This window comes from Bdellovibrio sp. HCB337, from assembly GCF_047302465.1.
Lineage (GTDB): Bacteria > Bdellovibrionota > Bdellovibrionia > Bdellovibrionales > Bdellovibrionaceae > JACMRP01.
In genome coordinates this window covers 4,180,470-4,197,321 of the sequence record NZ_CP178621.1, presented here as the reverse complement: position 1 = coordinate 4,197,321, position 16,852 = coordinate 4,180,470, and the positions used below count along the sequence as shown (strand labels likewise).

Here is a 16,852-nt window from a genome sequence, read left to right as displayed (position 1 = left end):
AAATCATTGATACATAATGGGTATGCCGATTTCAATAAAGTTCCTGCCAGAAAATAGGCTTGTCGAGGCGAGTCAAGAAGAGACCCTTCTTGAGGCTGCCCTTCGTGAAGAAGTAGATATTCCGCACAGTTGTGGTGGATTTGGGACCTGTGGAACCTGTCGCGTGTGGGTCCGAGAAGGTTTAGACCGGCTTCCACCACGCAATGAAGTGGAGCAGGAAATGGCCACGGATCGCGGTTTTGACGACCATGAGCGACTTTGCTGTCAAAATCATCCTTGCGCAGGTTTAGTTGTTGAGATCCCTACGAGCGATTTCGAAGACTAAGGACGTACATAGAAAGGGTTGGAATAAATCCAACTAATCCAGCGATTGGCGTCTGGCAAAGGCATTGGGACCGCGATACGCACTTGCACGCGATAAACTCCGGGCTCAGTCAAAGGCTCACTCAGCTCAGCTTGATTGATGGTTTTAACGCGCTCACCGTTTCTATAAATCACAATTTCAAAGAAGCTTTTCGGCTTACTCGGCAATTTCACATTCAAGGTCATGCCTTTTTGAAACTTAACTTCAGAACCCATCATGTAAGTGCGACCGGATTTATCTTCAAGGGTTGTTACAAAACCTTTTGGATCACCAAGAGCATCAAATGCCAGATAGAACTGACCTTTTTTTAGAGCCGTAAAAATTTTCTGACGATCACTATTCAAATTGCCGGTAAGTTCCGACGTCAGTAGGACATGGTTTGTGGCAATTTCAAAGTTACGCTGATAACTCGGGAAGCGAATCAGATAGTTCGCAAGTGGAATCGCGCGCGCAGAGGCTTCGGCGCCCGCATAGGCAAAAAGCTTTTGCTGTGCTGACGAACGATCAAAAAGAGAAAACTCTTCAGTAGGCTCTAGGAAAAGACGCGCTAAAGAAAACTCGGGATTAAACGGATAAATCAGAAGACTCCAAATGACGGAAGCTTTTGAATGAGTCCATGCTTGCACGGAAAGACTTTTGACATTCAGAACCTCGACACCATCAAGACCTGGAGGTAAATCTCCCGACCAGCTAAATCCGAGCTTAAAAGGGTGGGCTAAGATCGTCAGAGAGTCTTTGTTGCCGCCCTCGCTTTGGGTGAGCATATCAGCAAAACGAATTTGCGCTTCGCCCAGATTCTTGCCGATCAGCTCTTTGTTCGGCGAATAGAAAATCAAACGTGAATCCAGATAACTATATTTTCCGCCGGCTAAAAACAAAACGCTTTGTGAATAACTATCATTGTGAACATTATTCTCAAAAGCGTTCAAATCGGTGAGAACGAAAAAATCCAATCCTGCAGATTTCGCAGCGGCTGCAATCTGTACCGGACTTGAAGAACCAATACTGATATTAGAGTGCACGTTGATGACGCCGCGATAGTCATAATAGCCCGAAGGGTTGTCTCCACCCTTGAGTTTTCGGGGAACGACACTGATTTCATATTGGGAGATATAAAACCCATATACGAAATAAGAAATCAGCAAGACTGTTATAGCGATGACCGCTTTGATCACTTAGAAACCTTCACGACTAAAAAATGAGGTTCGACTTCTTTCACAACACTCACTGTATACCCTGCTTTTTTCACCCAGTCAGGTATCTGACTCCAGTTTTCTTGAATTAAATAAAAACTGTCTTCTTGCGGCAAAGACTGGGGAAGAGTGTCATAGAAATCGTAACGACTCATGTCGCGAAGTTTGTAGATAGGGGTTTTGTTTTGGTACCAAATTGTCGAAGCTATTTGATAAGTGCCAGCATAAAGAGGCTGATACTCTTTTTGCAATGAAGCGAGTGGAAGAAAACGGAATTGTTCGCGGAAAGGCTTTGCAGTCGGACTGTTCTTTGGAAAGAAAAGAGCGGAGTAAAACCCAAAAGCATAGAACAAAATCCAAAAGGCCGAAGTCCACAAAGCCACGCGTCTTGGATTTTTATTAAATAGAACCAAAGCAAAGACAACAGGGAAGGCCACATTCGGCCAATTAAGCTCGACGGTCCCACGAAACGAAGAGAAGAAGAAGAAAATCAAAGGTCCCCAGCCTAAGTAAGGCAGAAACTTATAATCTTTCGGGATCCGTGTGCGCAAAGCTGCATAGACTACCAGCGGAAACAAAAGTATCAATTCTGCAACGATATATCCGAGCGTCCAATCTGGGGTCCAATTCGTTTTTCCCAAACCGTGATCAATTTGAAAACGGAACGAGGCAAACTCGTTCTGGATATTCCAAATGATAACTGGCAAAGAGCACAAAAGTCCGCCGATGAAAGTGAAAGCAAGCTTTCTCCAAAGAACTTCATGCCAGCGTTTTTCAAAGAACAAATAAAGCACAATAAAAGGAACGAAGAGAACAATGTGGTATTTACTGCAAAAACCAAGACCGAGAGAGGCGCCAAGTAAAAAATAGTCGCGAGTTTTTTGGTTCAGCAAGCATTGCTGAAAGAAATAGATCGCAAGTGACCAGAATAATAGGAGTGGCACATCGGGTGTTCCCACCATCGAACCGAAACCCACAAGAGGTGAGAAAAATGCGATGGCATACCAATACTTAAATTTGTCCCAAGTGAACTGGGGTTTTAGGATGAAATACCAAACAAGGAATGTCAGATGCCCTAATAGAACCGTCGGCAGACGGACTAATTGTCCCCAAGGTTCTAACCAGTGTCCCAAGTAAAATAACCACGCAACAAATGGTGGATGATCAAAGTAGCTTAGCTGCATGTGATGAGACCACATCCAGTAATAAGACTCATCGGGACTGAGTGGCAGGATCGCTGCCAACCCGATCTTAAAAATTAAACTTAGAATCCAGATTTGAAGAAACTGGCGCACGTTAGAAATTCAATTTAACAGGTTTTCCGAGATTGCCAGGAATGCCAAGATCTTTGCCATTCACAATTACGTTCACAGCTCCGCCGTTGCTAATATTTAAGCGCAGGCCAGTTTTGCTTTTGAACGTATGCACTTGCTCAGCGTTTAGACTGATTTTGTCAGACTTTCCATCTTTTGTTGTGTAATCGATTTCAACGTTATCCAAAGCCTCAATAATAACCTCTACAGGTTTATTCGCAGGACTAGGACTTGGGCTTGGACTCGCACTCGGACTTGGTGTTGGAGTTGAAGAAGGCGACGGAGAAGGAGTCGGAGTCGGTGTTGCAGTAGCTTTTGGAGTAGCGGTCGGAGTCGGCGTCACAGCAGGAGTCGCCGTTGGGCTTGGCGAGTGTTTTGGTGCTGGTGTTGGCGTTGGTGTTATCATCGGAGTCGGAGTGATTAGTGGTGTACTCATCGCTGTCGACATCGGAGATGGAGAAGTTGAAGACGTCATTCCAACAGGGCTTGCTGCGGTTTCTGATGTCGGAGTTACAGTAACTGCCGGAGTAACTTCGGGAGATGCCATAAGAGGATCTGTTACTTCAACTTCTGAAACAGCGCCCTCTTTCTGATATTTGTCGATCATCTTTTTTGTAAAGATGATTAGTCCTACCATCATAACACCCAAGAATGTGAAGGTTACATTTCTGGCGTTATTGTTTTTCGTAGCTAAGGTGTTGAAAGTTTTTTCTCCACCAGAAGTAGCTGTAGTTCTTTGCGGAGGATTTTCGGTACTTTTCTTTTCAAAGGACTCAAGAGTTTCATCCTGCTCGGGCATTTGGATCAAAGGAGCGGGCTTTGTAGTACCCATCTCTTCTTGGAAGACTTGCAAGATGTCGTTCACATCCAAACGTAAGTAGTTCGCATAACTTTGGACGAATCCACGAAGGAATGTTTTTGCCGGAAGCTGATTGGTATCACCTTCTTCAATGGCTTTAAGAACTTTACTGCTAATTTTCAATGAAAGGGCGATTTCATTGATAGAAAGACCCTTTTTTTCGCGAGCTTTCTTGAGGAGTTCACCGGTGCGTTTCATTATTCTGCCTTCCTTAGCATTTCTAACATCGCCTTCGATTTGTCGCGGTATTTTCCGTCGGGATATAATTTAACGATTTCAGAGAATCGAGCCATGGACTTCTCTTTGTCACCCAATCGATAGTAAGTGAGCGCACTATAATAGTGTGGCTCATCAAAGAGAGCGCGCTGACAGAAGCCGATTGCCGTGTCGAGTGCCGGAGCGGCTTTAGCGTAGTCTTTCATTTCAAAGAAGGACCTGCCGTAATAGGTGTTCGCAACACAATTATCACGAGAGGCATTGAGAGCATTCAAGAACGTGTCTTTCGCTTCGTTATAGTGTTTAAGATTAAACTGAACGAGTCCTAAGTTAATGTAAGCTTTGTCGACACCTGGATAGGTCAAATCGTCGATCACGATGCGAACTTCTTTTTCAGCCTCTTTAAATTTACCTTCCTCAATCAAAACGCGCGCCAAGTTGTTGCGTGCTTCGCTGTACTTACTATTGAGACTAAGGGCTTTGCGCAGGTGCTTCTCTGATAAATCAAGACGCTGACGCATAAAATAGACGAGGCCTAAATTGTTTTGGATAGCAGGATTTGTCGGATCTAATTCTTCTGCTTTCAAAAGACTTGCAAGCGCGCCGGGATAGTTTCCACTTTCAAATTGTGAGCTGCCCATTCGTAGGTACAACTCAGCGGATTCAGAATCTTTGGATCCGCCAAAGACGGCACATGCAGTAGTGATAAATAGTGAGAAAGTCAGGAGTATTCTGCCCATGTAACCAAGTTATTCACTCACTCACGGGGTGTCAACGGCTAGCTCTGCTATGGTCTCGACATGGTCGGTTTGAGGAAACATTTCGAAGCATTGAATCTTTTTTAGTTTGAGTGGTTTTGAGCTGGACCTTGCGGCTTGTGCTTCAAAAAAGTATTTCAAATCGCGCGCCAAAGAAACCGGATGACAACTAATATAGATAATTTTTGCGACAGATCCTTGGGCTAAAGCCTTCATGACGTATTCGTCAGCGCCCGCACGAGGTGGATCTAGTAGAACCAAGTCTTTAGACTGGAACTGGGTTCGTCTCATGAAAGAAGCAACATCAGACAAATAGTAATGCATGCGTTTATTGAGAGATCCCGCTGCCTGAATTTTTTCGTGCGCTTTCTGGACCAGCTTTGAGTCTAGCTCAGCCGCAACAATTTGTTGGGTGCGATATTTTTCTGCCAATGGAAAAGTGAAGTTCCCGCCACCAGCATAAAAATCAAAAATACGCTCATAATCTGCGCCCTCGCTCCACTCGAGCACAGTTTTGATGAGGTCTTCATTTTGAAAACGATTTACTTGAGAAAATCCAACGCCTTCTTTTTCTTCGCCCATCAATAGCCATTTGGGAGTTTCACTTTGATCAAGGTATATTTCTAAGCGTTGAGTTTCCTTGGTATCACGGAATTTCTTGTCGAGCTCGGCCTTAATTTTTGCAAACTCGTTAGTCAGCTTTTCTTCTGTGATGGGGCAGTCTTTTGCTTCGACAATCTCGTGACTACGACGAGCAAAGAAACCAAAGCGGCCGCGAGAATACTTCGGCTGAATACGATTTCGATAGCGCAGCGAAAGAGGGCTTTCTTTCAGAGGCAAAAATGGCAAGTCCATGCCAGGTAAAAACTTGGCAAGGGTTTCTTGGACCATGAGTTGCTTTTGTCGGCGTTGTTCGTCTTCCGTGAGATGTTGCCAATTACAACCGCCACAGCGATCCGCAATGGGGCATGGAGGAGTTCGGCGAGAAGGGCCGGGCTTTAGGACCTTAACGATTTGAGCTTCCGCGAAGTTTTTCTTCTTCGTGGTGATTTCAATTAAAAGCTCATCACCAGGTGCCGCGTCCGGCACAAAAATAACAAGGCCATCGTGGCGGGCAACTCCCGCTCCGCCGATGGCCAGCTTATCTATCGTTACAGTGAGCTGTGACGACATCCGTATTTACTACGTGTTGCAGATTTCGTGCTTTTCGAAGAACAAAGCAAGTTCGCGAGCTGCAGACTCAGTGCTGTCAGAACCGTGAACTGCGTTTTCGCCCATGTTGTCGCCGAATTTCGCGCGAACAGTTCCAGCGTTAGCTTTTTTAGGATCAGTTGCGCCCATGATTTCGCGATTTTTCAAAACTGCGCCTTCACCTTGTAGGCACATAAGCATTACAGGACCAGAAGTCATGAATGTAACCAATTCACCGAAGAAAGGGCGAGCTTTGTGTTCAGCGTAGAACTCTTCAGCTTTTGCTTTAGACAAGATTTGGATTTTCGCAGCAGCGATTTTCAAACCGTTTGCTTCGAACATGCTAACGATGTCACCGATTGCGTTTTTCTTCATTGCGTTTGGTTTAATGATTGAGAATGTTTGCTCAACAGCCATTGATTGACTCCTTGTGTTAAATTGTATGAAAGTCCTCTGGGTTTTATCTAAATAACCGGACCCTGTCCATGGAATTTCAAGGTTCTTTCCGCGTTTTGAAATGCCTTCCCGAGAGAATAGCCTCTGACGTTTAAAAAAAACCAGGAGGAATTTATGCGTGCATGGGGCAAGAAGATCCTAGCGCCGTTGGCGTTTGCAGTCGTCGCGATAGGAATGAGTTGTACATCAAAACCAAAAGTGGCCAAAAATCCCGAAGATATTCGTCAGATTTCAAAAGATGCGTATATCTACGGTTTTCCGCTGGTAGTAATGGATGCCACACGAGGGTCAGCGACGGCAGTGTCAAAACCCATGGTAATGAATGGAAATCCCAAGGCGCCAGCCAATCAGTTTGCACATTTTCGAAGCTTTCCGGATGACACATTTAAAGACATTGTAACCCCCAATGCAGACACACTTTATTCATTGGCGTGGTTAGACCTTTCTAGCGGGCCACAAGTTTTGGTGTTGCCAGACTCCGGAGATCGCTACTATCTGGCGCCAATGTTAGATGCGTGGACGAATGTTTTCTATTCGCCAGGGACACGTACTACTGGGAATAAAGAGCAAACTTATGTGATCGCTGGTCCCGGCTGGGCGGGAGACATTCCCGAGAAGACAGAGTTAGTCAAAGCGCCGACCAATACGGTTTGGGTCATGGTTCGTACTAACACGAAAGGTCCGTCTGACTACCAAAATGTTCATGCGTTTCAAGACAAAATTCGCCTGCAACCTCTAAGTACCTGGGCAAGCACTTCAAGATATCGCGCTCCGGAAGCCACAGTAGATACGACCTATGACGCTTCTGTATCGCCTGCGAAGCAAGCTCTCGCTATGAGTGGAGAAGAGTTTTATACACGTTTGGCAGAGCTGATGAAAAAGAATCCGCCGGCTGCAGCCGATGGCGATGCTCTAAGAAATTTTGCTCGTATTGGTCTTATCCCCGGGAAGTCTTTTGATCCAAAACTTCTTTCAGAAGAAGGCAGACAGGCCCTGAACGAGGGCGTGAAAGATGCACAGGCAGATCTTGTGGAAGAGATGAAGAAGCCAACGATGGCCACTACGGTGGACGGTTGGAGCTACAGCCGCAATATCGGATCCTATGGAACCAATTATAAGCAACGTGCTTTCGTGGCTTTGTTTGGATTGGGTGCCAACTTAGATGCAGATGCGATCTATCCACACGCCGTTTCCGATGCGAATGGAGAACCCTTGAATGGTAAAAACAACTATGTCATTCGCTTTACTAAAGAAAAGTTGCCACCTACAAAGGGCTTTTGGTCTTTAACGATGTATAATGAAGATCAGGCTTTTGTGAAAAATCCGTTGAATCGTTTTACAATCGGAGATCGTCATACGCTGAAGTACAATAAAGACGGATCTTTGGATCTGTATGTGCAAAATAAATCTCCGGGCAAAGCCAAAGAGAGCAACTGGCTACCTGCTCCGAAAGAAAACTTCACCCTAGTGATGCGTCTGTATTGGCCGGGGGAATCTGTACTGAATAATACATGGCGAATGCCACCGATTCAGAAAGTTAGCCCTGCACCGAGACTGGGTCGCACGGCTTCGCTGACTGAAGAAGTGCAATGAAACTCTAAGAAGTAAAAACTAAAAACCCCGCCGAATGAGCGGGGTTTTTTATTACCATGCCCAGTAAGGGCCTGCGCCCATGGGGGAAGAGCGTTTATCTATTCCGTGGAAAATAGTTCTGCCAAAGTAAAAGGGCATTCCCCAGTCAAAAGTTCCAGAGAAATTACCGCCCACATTGTTAAACATAAAATTCGATCCTGTCACAGCGTCAACGGCATTGGCGATTTGGAAGCTTACAGTGACTCGAGGAGTTCCGTTTGTTCCTGCCTGAATGGCAGACAAAGTTACGGGCGTAGTCGGGCAATAGAATCCATTTGCCGCGCTCGTTGATGCACATGCTGTTAGAGTTGAAGTGGTCGGAAAGAAATAACCGTTGGAGCCGCTATCGATGAAGGCGTTGTTATAACTTGCACCATTGAAGTGAGTTTGGAAATACCCATTCCCACTTGCTTTAAACACGTTCGCTGACGCAGGAGTATTGTTGGTAGATGTTCCAATTCCTAAGACCATGTATCCAAAGGTACCAACGGCGCCCGCAGAGGGAATTTGTGGGAATTGTAAAACCACGCCATTGTTGTGAGTAGGTAAAAACGCCACTGGGTTAGAAACTTGTTGAGCAATAGGTACCGCAGTAGAACCGCAGGTAGCACCGTTACAACTAAAATAAATACGATTGTCCTGAGTTGTCGCACAGCCAGCACCACAATCTTCAACAAAAAGACCTACACCAAGAATGCCGTTGTATCCGGCAGCCGTGGGGGTGGTATCTGGCTTGGTGCAATCAGCTGGGATTGTTGCGTATGCCGAATCAATAGCTTGAATAGCGATATTAGAAGCACGGAGAGAACCTAGCACGACATCCGCAGATTTGACAGGCCCCCAATTTGAAGAGCCATCTGCATACGACACGCACTCAGCTAAATTATTTCCGTTGATCGTTTTCTGCGGAAGGTTCACGGTGACAAGGCTCGAAAACACGCGCAGACCAAAGCTGCCGGTATCTAAAAGAATATTATTGATAGTCTGACAGTTGGTAGTGCCGGGCTCACAGATCTGAACGCTGACACAAGGTTGGTTGATGTAGCCACAACCAACGTTCACTTTCATGACGTTTGTTTCGGTCCCAAGAATGGGTAAAGGATCACTTTCACCAGCGGCAACATTGATGCCCGTTGATGCGCCCTCCAGAGAAAAACCTTTTTGCCCGCAGTTGTTGTAAGCCACAAGCGAAATAGACGAGCAAATAAGAAAGAGTACAAAACGAGGATGAATCATTTCAGATCCTCCACGTTCACGCCTTCAGGCACCAAAGAGGGTACATAGACAAAACCACTTTGGTCACGCATGCGGCCCCCGCGACGAATCACCATTTGAGTGGTCTTCATCGACAGGCTTTTCACGCCATATTGTTTTGGAACTTTGTCGAAAGCTTCGGTGTATTCATTGAAGTAAGATCCAAAAAGGGCATTGAGATCCGGTTTAGAAATGCCGCGCCAGCTGACGGCAAAAACCACCCCTTCTGAAGAGGAAAACTCTTTAACCGTATTTCCGTTTTGCTCATACTCATAATTAGAATACTTTTCTGTAGATCCCACTTTTTGCGAGGCATTGACGGCAGTAAGATTTGTGGCTTTGGAATTCACCGAGGCGCCAAGAGTGGCTTGGGAAAAAGCAGGTGAAAAAAGCACAGCAATGCAGACAACGAACAGATGGAGTGTTTTCATAAGCCCCTTTGTTAATTTATCGGCTGGTCGAGGTCTTGGGATAAGCCTTTTGGCCCCCTTTTTTCAGAGAGAAGTGTCTTATTCTGAGACTGAATTGAAGATACCATGAACTGTTGAGCTGCTGTGGAACTGAGGTCAGGATTTCTTAGTTAAATATTAATAAATTTCTTTTTTTCTTTACAGAGCTTTACAGGTTTTAAAGGCCCAAGTACTGTTGCTAAAAAAGAGGAAGTTATGAAAATTAGCTATATCTTGGGAGCCTTAATTTTAACGGCAATAGCTGCGAGTTCAGCAACTGCCAATACAGAAAACACGCCTGAAAATCCTGAAATTACCGTCAACGTCGAGACGCCAGTAAGCCCTCGTGAAAACTACAAATACATTGCTTCACTTAGTTATTCGGCAGCCGACTTTCCGATTCCAGGTAAATTTGGCGTAACAGGGGGACTTGTCACTTCTCCGCAACAAACGTGGGAACTTGAATACATGCGTGGAACTTTTTCTGTGCCTGGAGGCTTCCGTGATTTGGGTTCTATAACGGATTCTCGTCTATCTTTGATTGGTCGTACTTATTTCGGCGGCAGTTTTCACGTTAGTTATGGCCTAAGCTACTTCAATTTCAATGCACAAGTGGGCGATCAGTTGATGAACACGGCTACCGGCGGAGTTTATCCCGCAATGAATGCAGCTGATGTTCAGGGACTTGGTGCTAATATTGGTGTCGGCAATACGTGGGTCTTTAGAAAAGACATCACAGTCGGTGTGGATTGGTTAGCATGGGCTCAACCGCTTTATACACTCAAACGTAGTTCAGACTATTTGAATTATGAGACTGATGAACAAAGCAGAAGATCTGTCGAAGACACGCTGAAAATCATGTCTTACGTGCCACGCTTTGCGATGGTGAATGTCCACGTTGGGATGTTGTTTTAAAATAAAAAACCCACGTTTCATCAACGTGGGTTTCGTGTTTTTCGATCTTATCGCGCTTATTTCAGCATCGACTTCAAAGTTGTTCCCATATCTGCTGGGCTGCGAGAAATCTTGCAACCTGCTGACAAGAGAGCTTCGAATTTCGCTTCTGCTGTGCCTTTGCCGCCGCTAATGATCGCGCCAGCATGACCCATGCGTTTACCTGCTGGAGCTGCTGCACCCGCGATGAAAGCCGTTACTGGCTTTTTGAATTCGCGTTTGATGTATTCAGCTGCTTCTTCTTCAGCAGATCCACCGATTTCACCGATCATGATCACGGCGTCAGTGTCTTTGTCTTTGTTATACATTTCAAGAACGTCGATGAAGTTCGTACCATTCACTGGGTCACCACCGATACCTACGCACGTAGATTGACCAAGACCCAAACGAGTCAATTGACCAACAGCTTCGTAAGTCAGAGTGCCTGAGCGAGACAATACACCGATACGACCTGGCATATGAATGTGACCAGGCATGATACCGATTTTGCATTGTCCAGGAGTGATAACGCCAGGGCAGTTAGGACCCACCAAGCGTGTCTTTTTACCCTTCATGTATTGTTTTACTTTCACCATGTCCATTACTGGAATGCCTTCAGTAATACAGATTACCAGGTCCAATTCGGCCTCTACTGCTTCAAGGATAGAATCCGCAGCAAATGGAGGTGGAACGAAGATCATAGAAACGTTGCAACCAGTTTTCTCTTTCGCTTCATGAACCGTGTTGAAAACAGGAAGACCGATGTGCGTAGTGCCACCTTTACCAGGAGTCGTACCGCCCACCATTTGTGTTCCGTAAGCTTTACATTGCTCAGAGTGGAAAGTCCCTTGAGCGCCTGTGAAACCTTGGCAAATAACTTTAGTATTTTTATCAATCAAAATAGACATGATTACTGGCCTTTCACAGCAGCTACGATTTTCTTCGCTGCATCGGTAAGATCATCCGCAGGAGTGATATTCAAACCACTCTCTTTGAGCATTTTTTTACCAAGTTCAACGTTGGTACCTTCAAGACGGCAAACCAAAGGAACTTTCAAGCCCAGCTCTTTAGAAGCTGCAATCACGCCTTCTGCGATGATGTCACATTTCATGATACCGCCGAAGATGTTAACCAAGATCCCTTTTACGTTTGGATCTTTAAGAATGATTTTGAAAGCCGCTGTTACTTTTTCTTTGTTAGCACCGCCGCCCACGTCCAAGAAGTTCGCAGGAGAAGAGCCATGAAGTTTAATGATATCTAGAGTCGCCATCGCAAGACCCGCACCATTCACCAAGCAACCGATGTTGCCATCAAGTTTGATGAAAGCGAGGTCAAATTTAGAAGCTTCGATTTCAGAAGGTTCTTCTTCGTTCAAATCACGCATTTCAACGATGTCTTTGTGACGGAACAATGAGTTGTCGTCGAAGTTCATTTTTGCATCGAGGCACAAGATGTCGCCCTCTTTCGTCAAAACCAACGGATTGATTTCGGCGATAGAGCAATCTGTTTCAACGAAAGCTTGGTAAAGACCTTGGAAGAACTTTACAGCTTTATTCACGTTCTCGTTTGGAATGCCGATTTTGAATGCCAGTTCACGAGCTTGGAAAGGAGCCAAGCCGATAGTTGGATCAATATCCGCCTTGATGATTTTCTCTGGATGCTTTTCTGCTACTTCCTCGATGTCCATACCACCTTCAGAAGAAGCCATCATTGCAGCTCTTCCAGTTGCACGGTCGATCAAGCAAGCAACGTAGTACTCTTTAGCAATGTTGCAACCTTGCTCGATGAATACTTTTTGCACAACTTTACCTTCAGGACCCGTTTGATGAGTCACCAAAGTCATCCCGATCATTTTTTTAGTGAGGTCACTCACTTCGTCAAAGGACTTCGCGATTTTAACACCGCCACCTTTACCACGGCCACCCGCATGGATCTGAGCTTTTACAACCCACAATGCGCCACCAATTTCTTTCGCTGCAGCCAGGGCCTCCTCAGGAGAGTGTGCTACTTGACCTTTCAAGGTAGCAACACCGTACTTTCTGAGAATGGATTTGGCCTGATACTCATGAATATTCATGTAAGAGAGCCTTTCAAATAATTATTGAACGTTTTTCAAACCAGCAACAAGAGCACGAACTGCATCTACGGATTTTGCAAACTCCGCTTTTTCGTCCGCGTTCATTTTAATATCAACGATACCTTCCATACCTTTGCCGCCGATTTTCGCAAGAACACCGACCATCATTTTGTCAGATACGCCGAACTCACCAGTGAGCTCAACTGCAACAGGAAGAATACGTTTTTGATCTTTTAGAATAGCTTCTGCCATTTCAACCGCGCCACGAGAAGGAGCGTAGTAAGCAGAACCAGTTTTCAAGTGGCCGCCGATTTCAGCGCCAGCTTGTTTTGTACGAGCAACGATGGCTGCGATTTTTTCTGCTGGCAAAAGATCCATCAAAGGAACGCCAGAAACTGAAGCCATGCGAACCATTGGAACCATCGCATCACCATGGTTACCAAGTACGATACCAGTCACGTCTTTTACAGAAACGTTCAACTCTTCAGCGATGAAAGCGCGGAAACGAGCTGAATCCAAGCAACCACCCATACCGATCACGCGTTCGCGTGGGAAGCCCAACATTTGTTTTGCGTAGAACGCCATAACGTCCATTGGGTTACAAACAACGATTACGAATGAATTTGGAGCGTGTTTTTTTACGCCTTCACAAACGTCTTTTACGATTTTTGCGTTGATACCGATAAGTTCATCGCGGCTCATACCAGGTTTGCGTGGCATACCAGCAGTGATGATCACGACATCTGCACCAGCGATATCTTCGTATTTGTTTGTACCTGTGATTTTTGAATCAAACATTTCGATTGGAGCTGCTTGAGCCAAGTCCAATGATTTACCGATAGCAGCGCCTTCGTTGACATCGAGAACAACAACGTCTCCCAATTCTTTTTGAGCTGCCCAGTGAGCAGTAGTTGAACCAACGAATCCCGCACCGATGACGGCGATTTTATTTCTTTTGTGAGCCATGAGGTCTCCTTCAGATTGTGAATCAGATGTGATTTAAAAAATTAGATTGCTTTCAAGGAGTTATTCAATCTTAAATCAGGTATTCAGACAAGTCCGAGTGAGGTGAGTCATCGCATTTACGTCGTTGAAACTAGAGGGAATTGAAGTCGCTTTCGACTCGCAGGTTGTTTTAAAGAACATATCTGTGGAAATTCCTCGCGGCGAAGTCTTCGTTTTGATGGGTCCTAGTGGCCAAGGAAAAACGACCCTCTTGAAAACCATGGCTGGTTTGATAACTCCTCGAAATGGCAAAGTTTTTATTGATGGTAAGGATTGGTTGACGCTTGATGGCGACGCGCGTTTTGAGACCCTCAAAAAGCTCGGAATGCTTTTCCAAAAAAATGCTCTCTTTGATTCTCTGACCTGCGGGGAAAACATTGCCTTTCCTTTGCGCGAAACCACGGACCTAAACCAAGACGAGATCAACACGAAGGTCGATGCCTTTTTAGAGGCGGTCGGGATCTCTCACGCTAAGCTTTTATACCCTGATGAAATCAGCGGTGGGATGCAAAAGCGCCTGGGGATTGCTAGAGCTCTTGCTCTGAACCCCGAGATTATTTTCTATGATGATCCGACGGCGGGCTTGGATCCAATTACGTCACGAAGAATTGTCGAACTCATTCTGGATTTGCAGAAAAAAAATGGCTCAACAGTTGTGGCGATTACCAACGACGTGAACCGCGCCTATCAAATGGCTCATCGAATTGCGATGGTCGTAAATCAAGAATTAGTGATTACCGGCACGCCTGAGCAAACCAGAAATCATCCTGATCCACGCGTGCAACAGTTTATGAAAGGCTTACTGAAGGGGCCTTTGACGGAGCATTCGCCATAGAGAAACTCTCTAAGTTTTGATTCGTAACTAAAAAGCGCTTTTGCTTGAAAGATGCATCACGAAACTTGCAATAATCTCTTATTTCTACCTATGATTACAGGATGATCCAATTTAAGAATCTGATTAAGCGCTTCGGAGACCGAACCGTTCTCAAAGGTTTGAGTCTTGATATCCGTGAAGGAGAGATTCTTTTTATTTTGGGAACATCTGGAACTGGCAAATCCGTGCTTCTTAAAAATCTAGTGGGGCTTCTGCGCCCCGATGAAGGTGAAATCTGGATTGATGGCGAAGAAGTCAGTCGCCTGTCAGAAGAAGAATACCTTCCTGTTCGAAAAAAATGCGGAATGGTGTTTCAGCACCCAGCACTTTTTGATTCACTCACTATTTTCGAGAATGTCGCTTTTGGCTTACGCCGCCACTATCGCTTGGATGAAGAAACCATCAGTCTGAAAGTTAAAAAAGCCCTCAGTCTCGTGCATCTAACAGGCATCGAGAATAAAAAACCTGCGGAAATTTCCTACGGTATGCAAAAGCGCGTGAGTCTTGCCAGAACGGTTGCTTTAGAACCGCGCATTTTACTTTTTGACGAGCCAACAACAGGTCTAGATCCAGTGACCACAAATGCCGTCAATCAGCTGATCTTAGATTTATCCCGCACATTGAAAACCACGTCGTTGGTAGTTAGCCACGATATGCATTGTGCTTTGGGAATCGCAGATCGCATCGTGGTTCTTGATAAAGGTGAAATCGTGGCATTAGGCACGCCGGATGAAATGAAAAAATCGCAGGTGCCTTTAGTGCGCGACTTTTTGGCGGAGGTTCTAGCGTGACCTTCGCTATTCGTGGACTTATTAAAATCTCGGATGAAATCGGTAAAAGTCTGCTGTTTTTCTTTGAAATCATGACCACGATGTTTGTGCGTCCAACGCGCTTACGTTTGGTGCTGGAACAAATTTGGCACGTCACGATTGAAAGCTTTGCCACTACGGCGCTGGCGGGATTCTTTGTCGGTGCTATCATGACTGTGCAATTCACAATGCAGATGAAAGAGTTCGGTGCGCTTGGGTTTTTAGGGGGCCTTGCGACCAGTGCAACCTTCCGTGAGGTGGGACCACTACTTATTGCCTTCATGCTCAGCGGAAAAATCGGGGCGTTCACTTCGGCGGAATTGGGAACAATGCGTGTAACCGAGCAAATCGATGCGATTCGTTGCCTGGGCGCAAATCCTATTCAAGAAATCATTGTTCCACGCTTTTTAGGCATCGTGATTTCAAGCTTTTTCCTGCTGTTTTTGGGCCTTTTTATGTCGATTTTAGGCGGTATGTTCCTGGGTTTCTTCTTTGCGGGAGTAAATCCAGAGGAATACATGCGCCACATTCCAACAATCATGTCTGTACCGTCGATGATTAGTGGTTTGGTAAAATGTTTTGTCTTTGGTGTGGTGTTAGCAACGATTTGTACGCAAAAAGGTTATTTCACCACTGGCGGAGCAAAGGGAGTTGGTCGTTCTGTAGTATCAACAGCAGTAACCACGATGGTTTGCATCGTGGTTACCGATTGGCTGACAAGCTTCCTTGGTGAAATCGTTTTGCATATGGTGCAGGGGTTTTGATGGCAACGATCAAAGCAAAACGTTTCCGCTGGAAAGAAACTTTTGAACAGCTGTACTTTATCGGTAACGGCAGTTTGGTGATTATTGTTTTTTGTGTGTGTTTTGCGGCGATGGTAACGATCGTTGAGTCCTCTTTCCATATGAAACTTGTTATTCAAAATGATTCCATGGTGCCTGGGTTTGCAGCGATGTTGATTTTGCGCGAACTTGCAGCTGTTGTTGCGGCTTTGCTCTTGACCTCAAGAGTGGGGGCGGGGATTGCTGCTGAAGTTGGAACCATGAAAGTCACCGAGCAAATCGATGCTCTTAAAATGTTGGGAATTTATCCGGTAAACTATCTAGTGATTCCCCGCCTTGTGGCCTGCATTCTCGGCGCGATGTTTCTAACTATAGTTGCAAATATGACCTGTCTTTTCAGTGCGATGGCGGTCAGTAGTTCTTACTTGGGTTACACTCCGGCCATGTTCATCTCGGGCATGAAACGTTTTGTTCAATTTAAAGACCTCATTTTTGCGATCATTAAAGCAGCATGTTTTGGAGCTGTGATTCCTTTGATCAGTTGTTACTTTGGGTTTCGATGTGAATCAGGTGCTGAAGGTGTGGGAAAAGCCACTACCAACAGTGTCGTTGTCGGATCCATCGCGATCATTGTGATAGATTTTCTTTTGTCTTATGCTTTCAGTTATTTATACTAAGGATGATTTA

Annotated in this window: 18 protein-coding genes; 7 read left to right on the top strand and 11 right to left on the bottom strand. The window is 45.3% G+C overall.

All coding sequences use genetic code 11. The features are described from left to right. Positions 1 to 22 precede the first annotated feature (22 nt). Complete coding sequence (locus tag ACLWBB_RS20315) at positions 23 to 325, top strand: 2Fe-2S iron-sulfur cluster-binding protein (protein WP_413289406.1); 303 nt, start codon at positions 23 to 25, stop codon at positions 323 to 325. Here the strand turns inward: ACLWBB_RS20315 and ACLWBB_RS20310 are convergent. The 6 genes from ACLWBB_RS20310 to ndk are packed head-to-tail and all read right to left on the bottom strand — an operon-like array spanning position 322 to position 6,311. Continuing rightward, positions 322 to 1,539, bottom strand: coding sequence for a hypothetical protein (locus tag ACLWBB_RS20310; protein ID WP_413289405.1), 1,218 nt, complete (start codon positions 1,537 to 1,539; stop codon positions 322 to 324). The two genes, ACLWBB_RS20315 and ACLWBB_RS20310, sit on opposite strands and share 4 nt — an antisense overlap. Next, positions 1,536 to 2,852 (bottom strand): ArnT family glycosyltransferase, encoded by a 1,317-nt coding sequence (locus ACLWBB_RS20305; RefSeq protein WP_413289404.1) that lies wholly within the window; start codon positions 2,850 to 2,852, stop codon positions 1,536 to 1,538. The genes ACLWBB_RS20310 and ACLWBB_RS20305 overlap by 4 nt, the downstream gene beginning before the upstream one ends. Position 2,853: 1 nt before the next feature. After that, the gene (locus tag ACLWBB_RS20300) at positions 2,854 to 3,927 is read right to left on the bottom strand and encodes a helix-turn-helix domain-containing protein (protein WP_413289403.1); all 1,074 of its coding nucleotides are present in this window, start codon (positions 3,925 to 3,927) and stop codon (positions 2,854 to 2,856) included. Further along, complete coding sequence (locus ACLWBB_RS20295) at positions 3,927 to 4,685, bottom strand: tetratricopeptide repeat protein (protein ID WP_413289401.1); 759 nt, start codon at positions 4,683 to 4,685, stop codon at positions 3,927 to 3,929. Before ACLWBB_RS20295 ends, ACLWBB_RS20300 begins: the two co-directional genes overlap by 1 nt. A gap of 21 nt (positions 4,686 to 4,706) precedes the next feature. After that, entirely contained in the window at positions 4,707 to 5,876 is a 1,170-nt protein-coding gene (locus ACLWBB_RS20290; RefSeq protein ID WP_413289400.1) for a class I SAM-dependent RNA methyltransferase, read from the bottom strand. Positions 5,877 to 5,885: 9 nt separating this feature from the next. After that, complete coding sequence (gene ndk, locus ACLWBB_RS20285) at positions 5,886 to 6,311, bottom strand: nucleoside-diphosphate kinase (RefSeq protein WP_413289399.1); 426 nt, start codon at positions 6,309 to 6,311, stop codon at positions 5,886 to 5,888. 153 nt (positions 6,312 to 6,464) lie between these two features. On the opposite strand from ndk, the gene ACLWBB_RS20280 reads away from it, so the two are divergent. Further along, the gene (locus tag ACLWBB_RS20280; protein ID WP_413289398.1) at positions 6,465 to 7,943 is read left to right on the top strand and encodes a DUF1254 domain-containing protein; all 1,479 of its coding nucleotides are present in this window, start codon (positions 6,465 to 6,467) and stop codon (positions 7,941 to 7,943) included. A gap of 51 nt (positions 7,944 to 7,994) precedes the next feature. Here ACLWBB_RS20280 and ACLWBB_RS20275 read toward each other — a convergent pair whose 3' ends face one another. Then, complete coding sequence (locus tag ACLWBB_RS20275; protein WP_413289397.1) at positions 7,995 to 9,218, bottom strand: DUF3443 family protein; 1,224 nt, start codon at positions 9,216 to 9,218, stop codon at positions 7,995 to 7,997. Next, positions 9,215 to 9,667, bottom strand: coding sequence for a DUF2844 domain-containing protein (locus ACLWBB_RS20270; RefSeq protein WP_413289396.1), 453 nt, complete (start codon positions 9,665 to 9,667; stop codon positions 9,215 to 9,217). The genes ACLWBB_RS20275 and ACLWBB_RS20270 overlap by 4 nt, the downstream gene beginning before the upstream one ends. A 234-nt stretch (positions 9,668 to 9,901) precedes the next feature. On the opposite strand from ACLWBB_RS20270, the gene ACLWBB_RS20265 reads away from it, so the two are divergent. After that, entirely contained in the window at positions 9,902 to 10,600 is a 699-nt protein-coding gene (locus ACLWBB_RS20265; RefSeq protein WP_413289395.1) for a hypothetical protein, read from the top strand. 56 nt (positions 10,601 to 10,656) lie between these two features. Here ACLWBB_RS20265 and sucD read toward each other — a convergent pair whose 3' ends face one another. Genes sucD through mdh form a run of 3 tightly spaced genes read right to left on the bottom strand, consistent with a single transcriptional unit; the run spans position 10,657 to position 13,661 of the window. Next, positions 10,657 to 11,526, bottom strand: a complete 870-nt coding sequence (gene sucD, locus ACLWBB_RS20260) for a succinate--CoA ligase subunit alpha (protein WP_413289394.1) — start codon at positions 11,524 to 11,526, stop codon at positions 10,657 to 10,659. Positions 11,527 to 11,528: 2 nt separating this feature from the next. After that, on the bottom strand, positions 11,529 to 12,695 hold the full coding sequence (sucC, locus tag ACLWBB_RS20255) for an ADP-forming succinate--CoA ligase subunit beta (RefSeq protein WP_413289393.1): 1,167 nt from the start codon (positions 12,693 to 12,695) through the stop codon (positions 11,529 to 11,531). Positions 12,696 to 12,716: 21 nt separating this feature from the next. Next, complete coding sequence (gene mdh, locus ACLWBB_RS20250) at positions 12,717 to 13,661, bottom strand: malate dehydrogenase (RefSeq protein ID WP_413289392.1); 945 nt, start codon at positions 13,659 to 13,661, stop codon at positions 12,717 to 12,719. 124 nt (positions 13,662 to 13,785) lie between these two features. Between mdh and ACLWBB_RS20245 the strand changes: the two genes are divergently transcribed. The 4 genes from ACLWBB_RS20245 (at position 13,786) to ACLWBB_RS20230 (ending at position 16,842) form a co-directional block, all read left to right on the top strand. Next, positions 13,786 to 14,535: an ABC transporter ATP-binding protein gene (locus ACLWBB_RS20245; protein WP_413289391.1), complete on the top strand. Its 750-nt coding sequence runs from the start codon at positions 13,786 to 13,788 to the stop codon at positions 14,533 to 14,535. Between the two features lie 101 nt (positions 14,536 to 14,636). Next, on the top strand, positions 14,637 to 15,365 hold the full coding sequence (locus ACLWBB_RS20240; protein ID WP_413289390.1) for an ABC transporter ATP-binding protein: 729 nt from the start codon (positions 14,637 to 14,639) through the stop codon (positions 15,363 to 15,365). Continuing rightward, entirely contained in the window at positions 15,362 to 16,147 is a 786-nt protein-coding gene (locus ACLWBB_RS20235; RefSeq protein WP_413289389.1) for an MlaE family ABC transporter permease, read from the top strand. The genes ACLWBB_RS20240 and ACLWBB_RS20235 overlap by 4 nt, the downstream gene beginning before the upstream one ends. After that, entirely contained in the window at positions 16,147 to 16,842 is a 696-nt protein-coding gene (locus tag ACLWBB_RS20230) for an MlaE family ABC transporter permease (protein WP_413289388.1), read from the top strand. The genes ACLWBB_RS20235 and ACLWBB_RS20230 overlap by 1 nt, the downstream gene beginning before the upstream one ends. Positions 16,843 to 16,852: the final 10 nt, after the last annotated feature.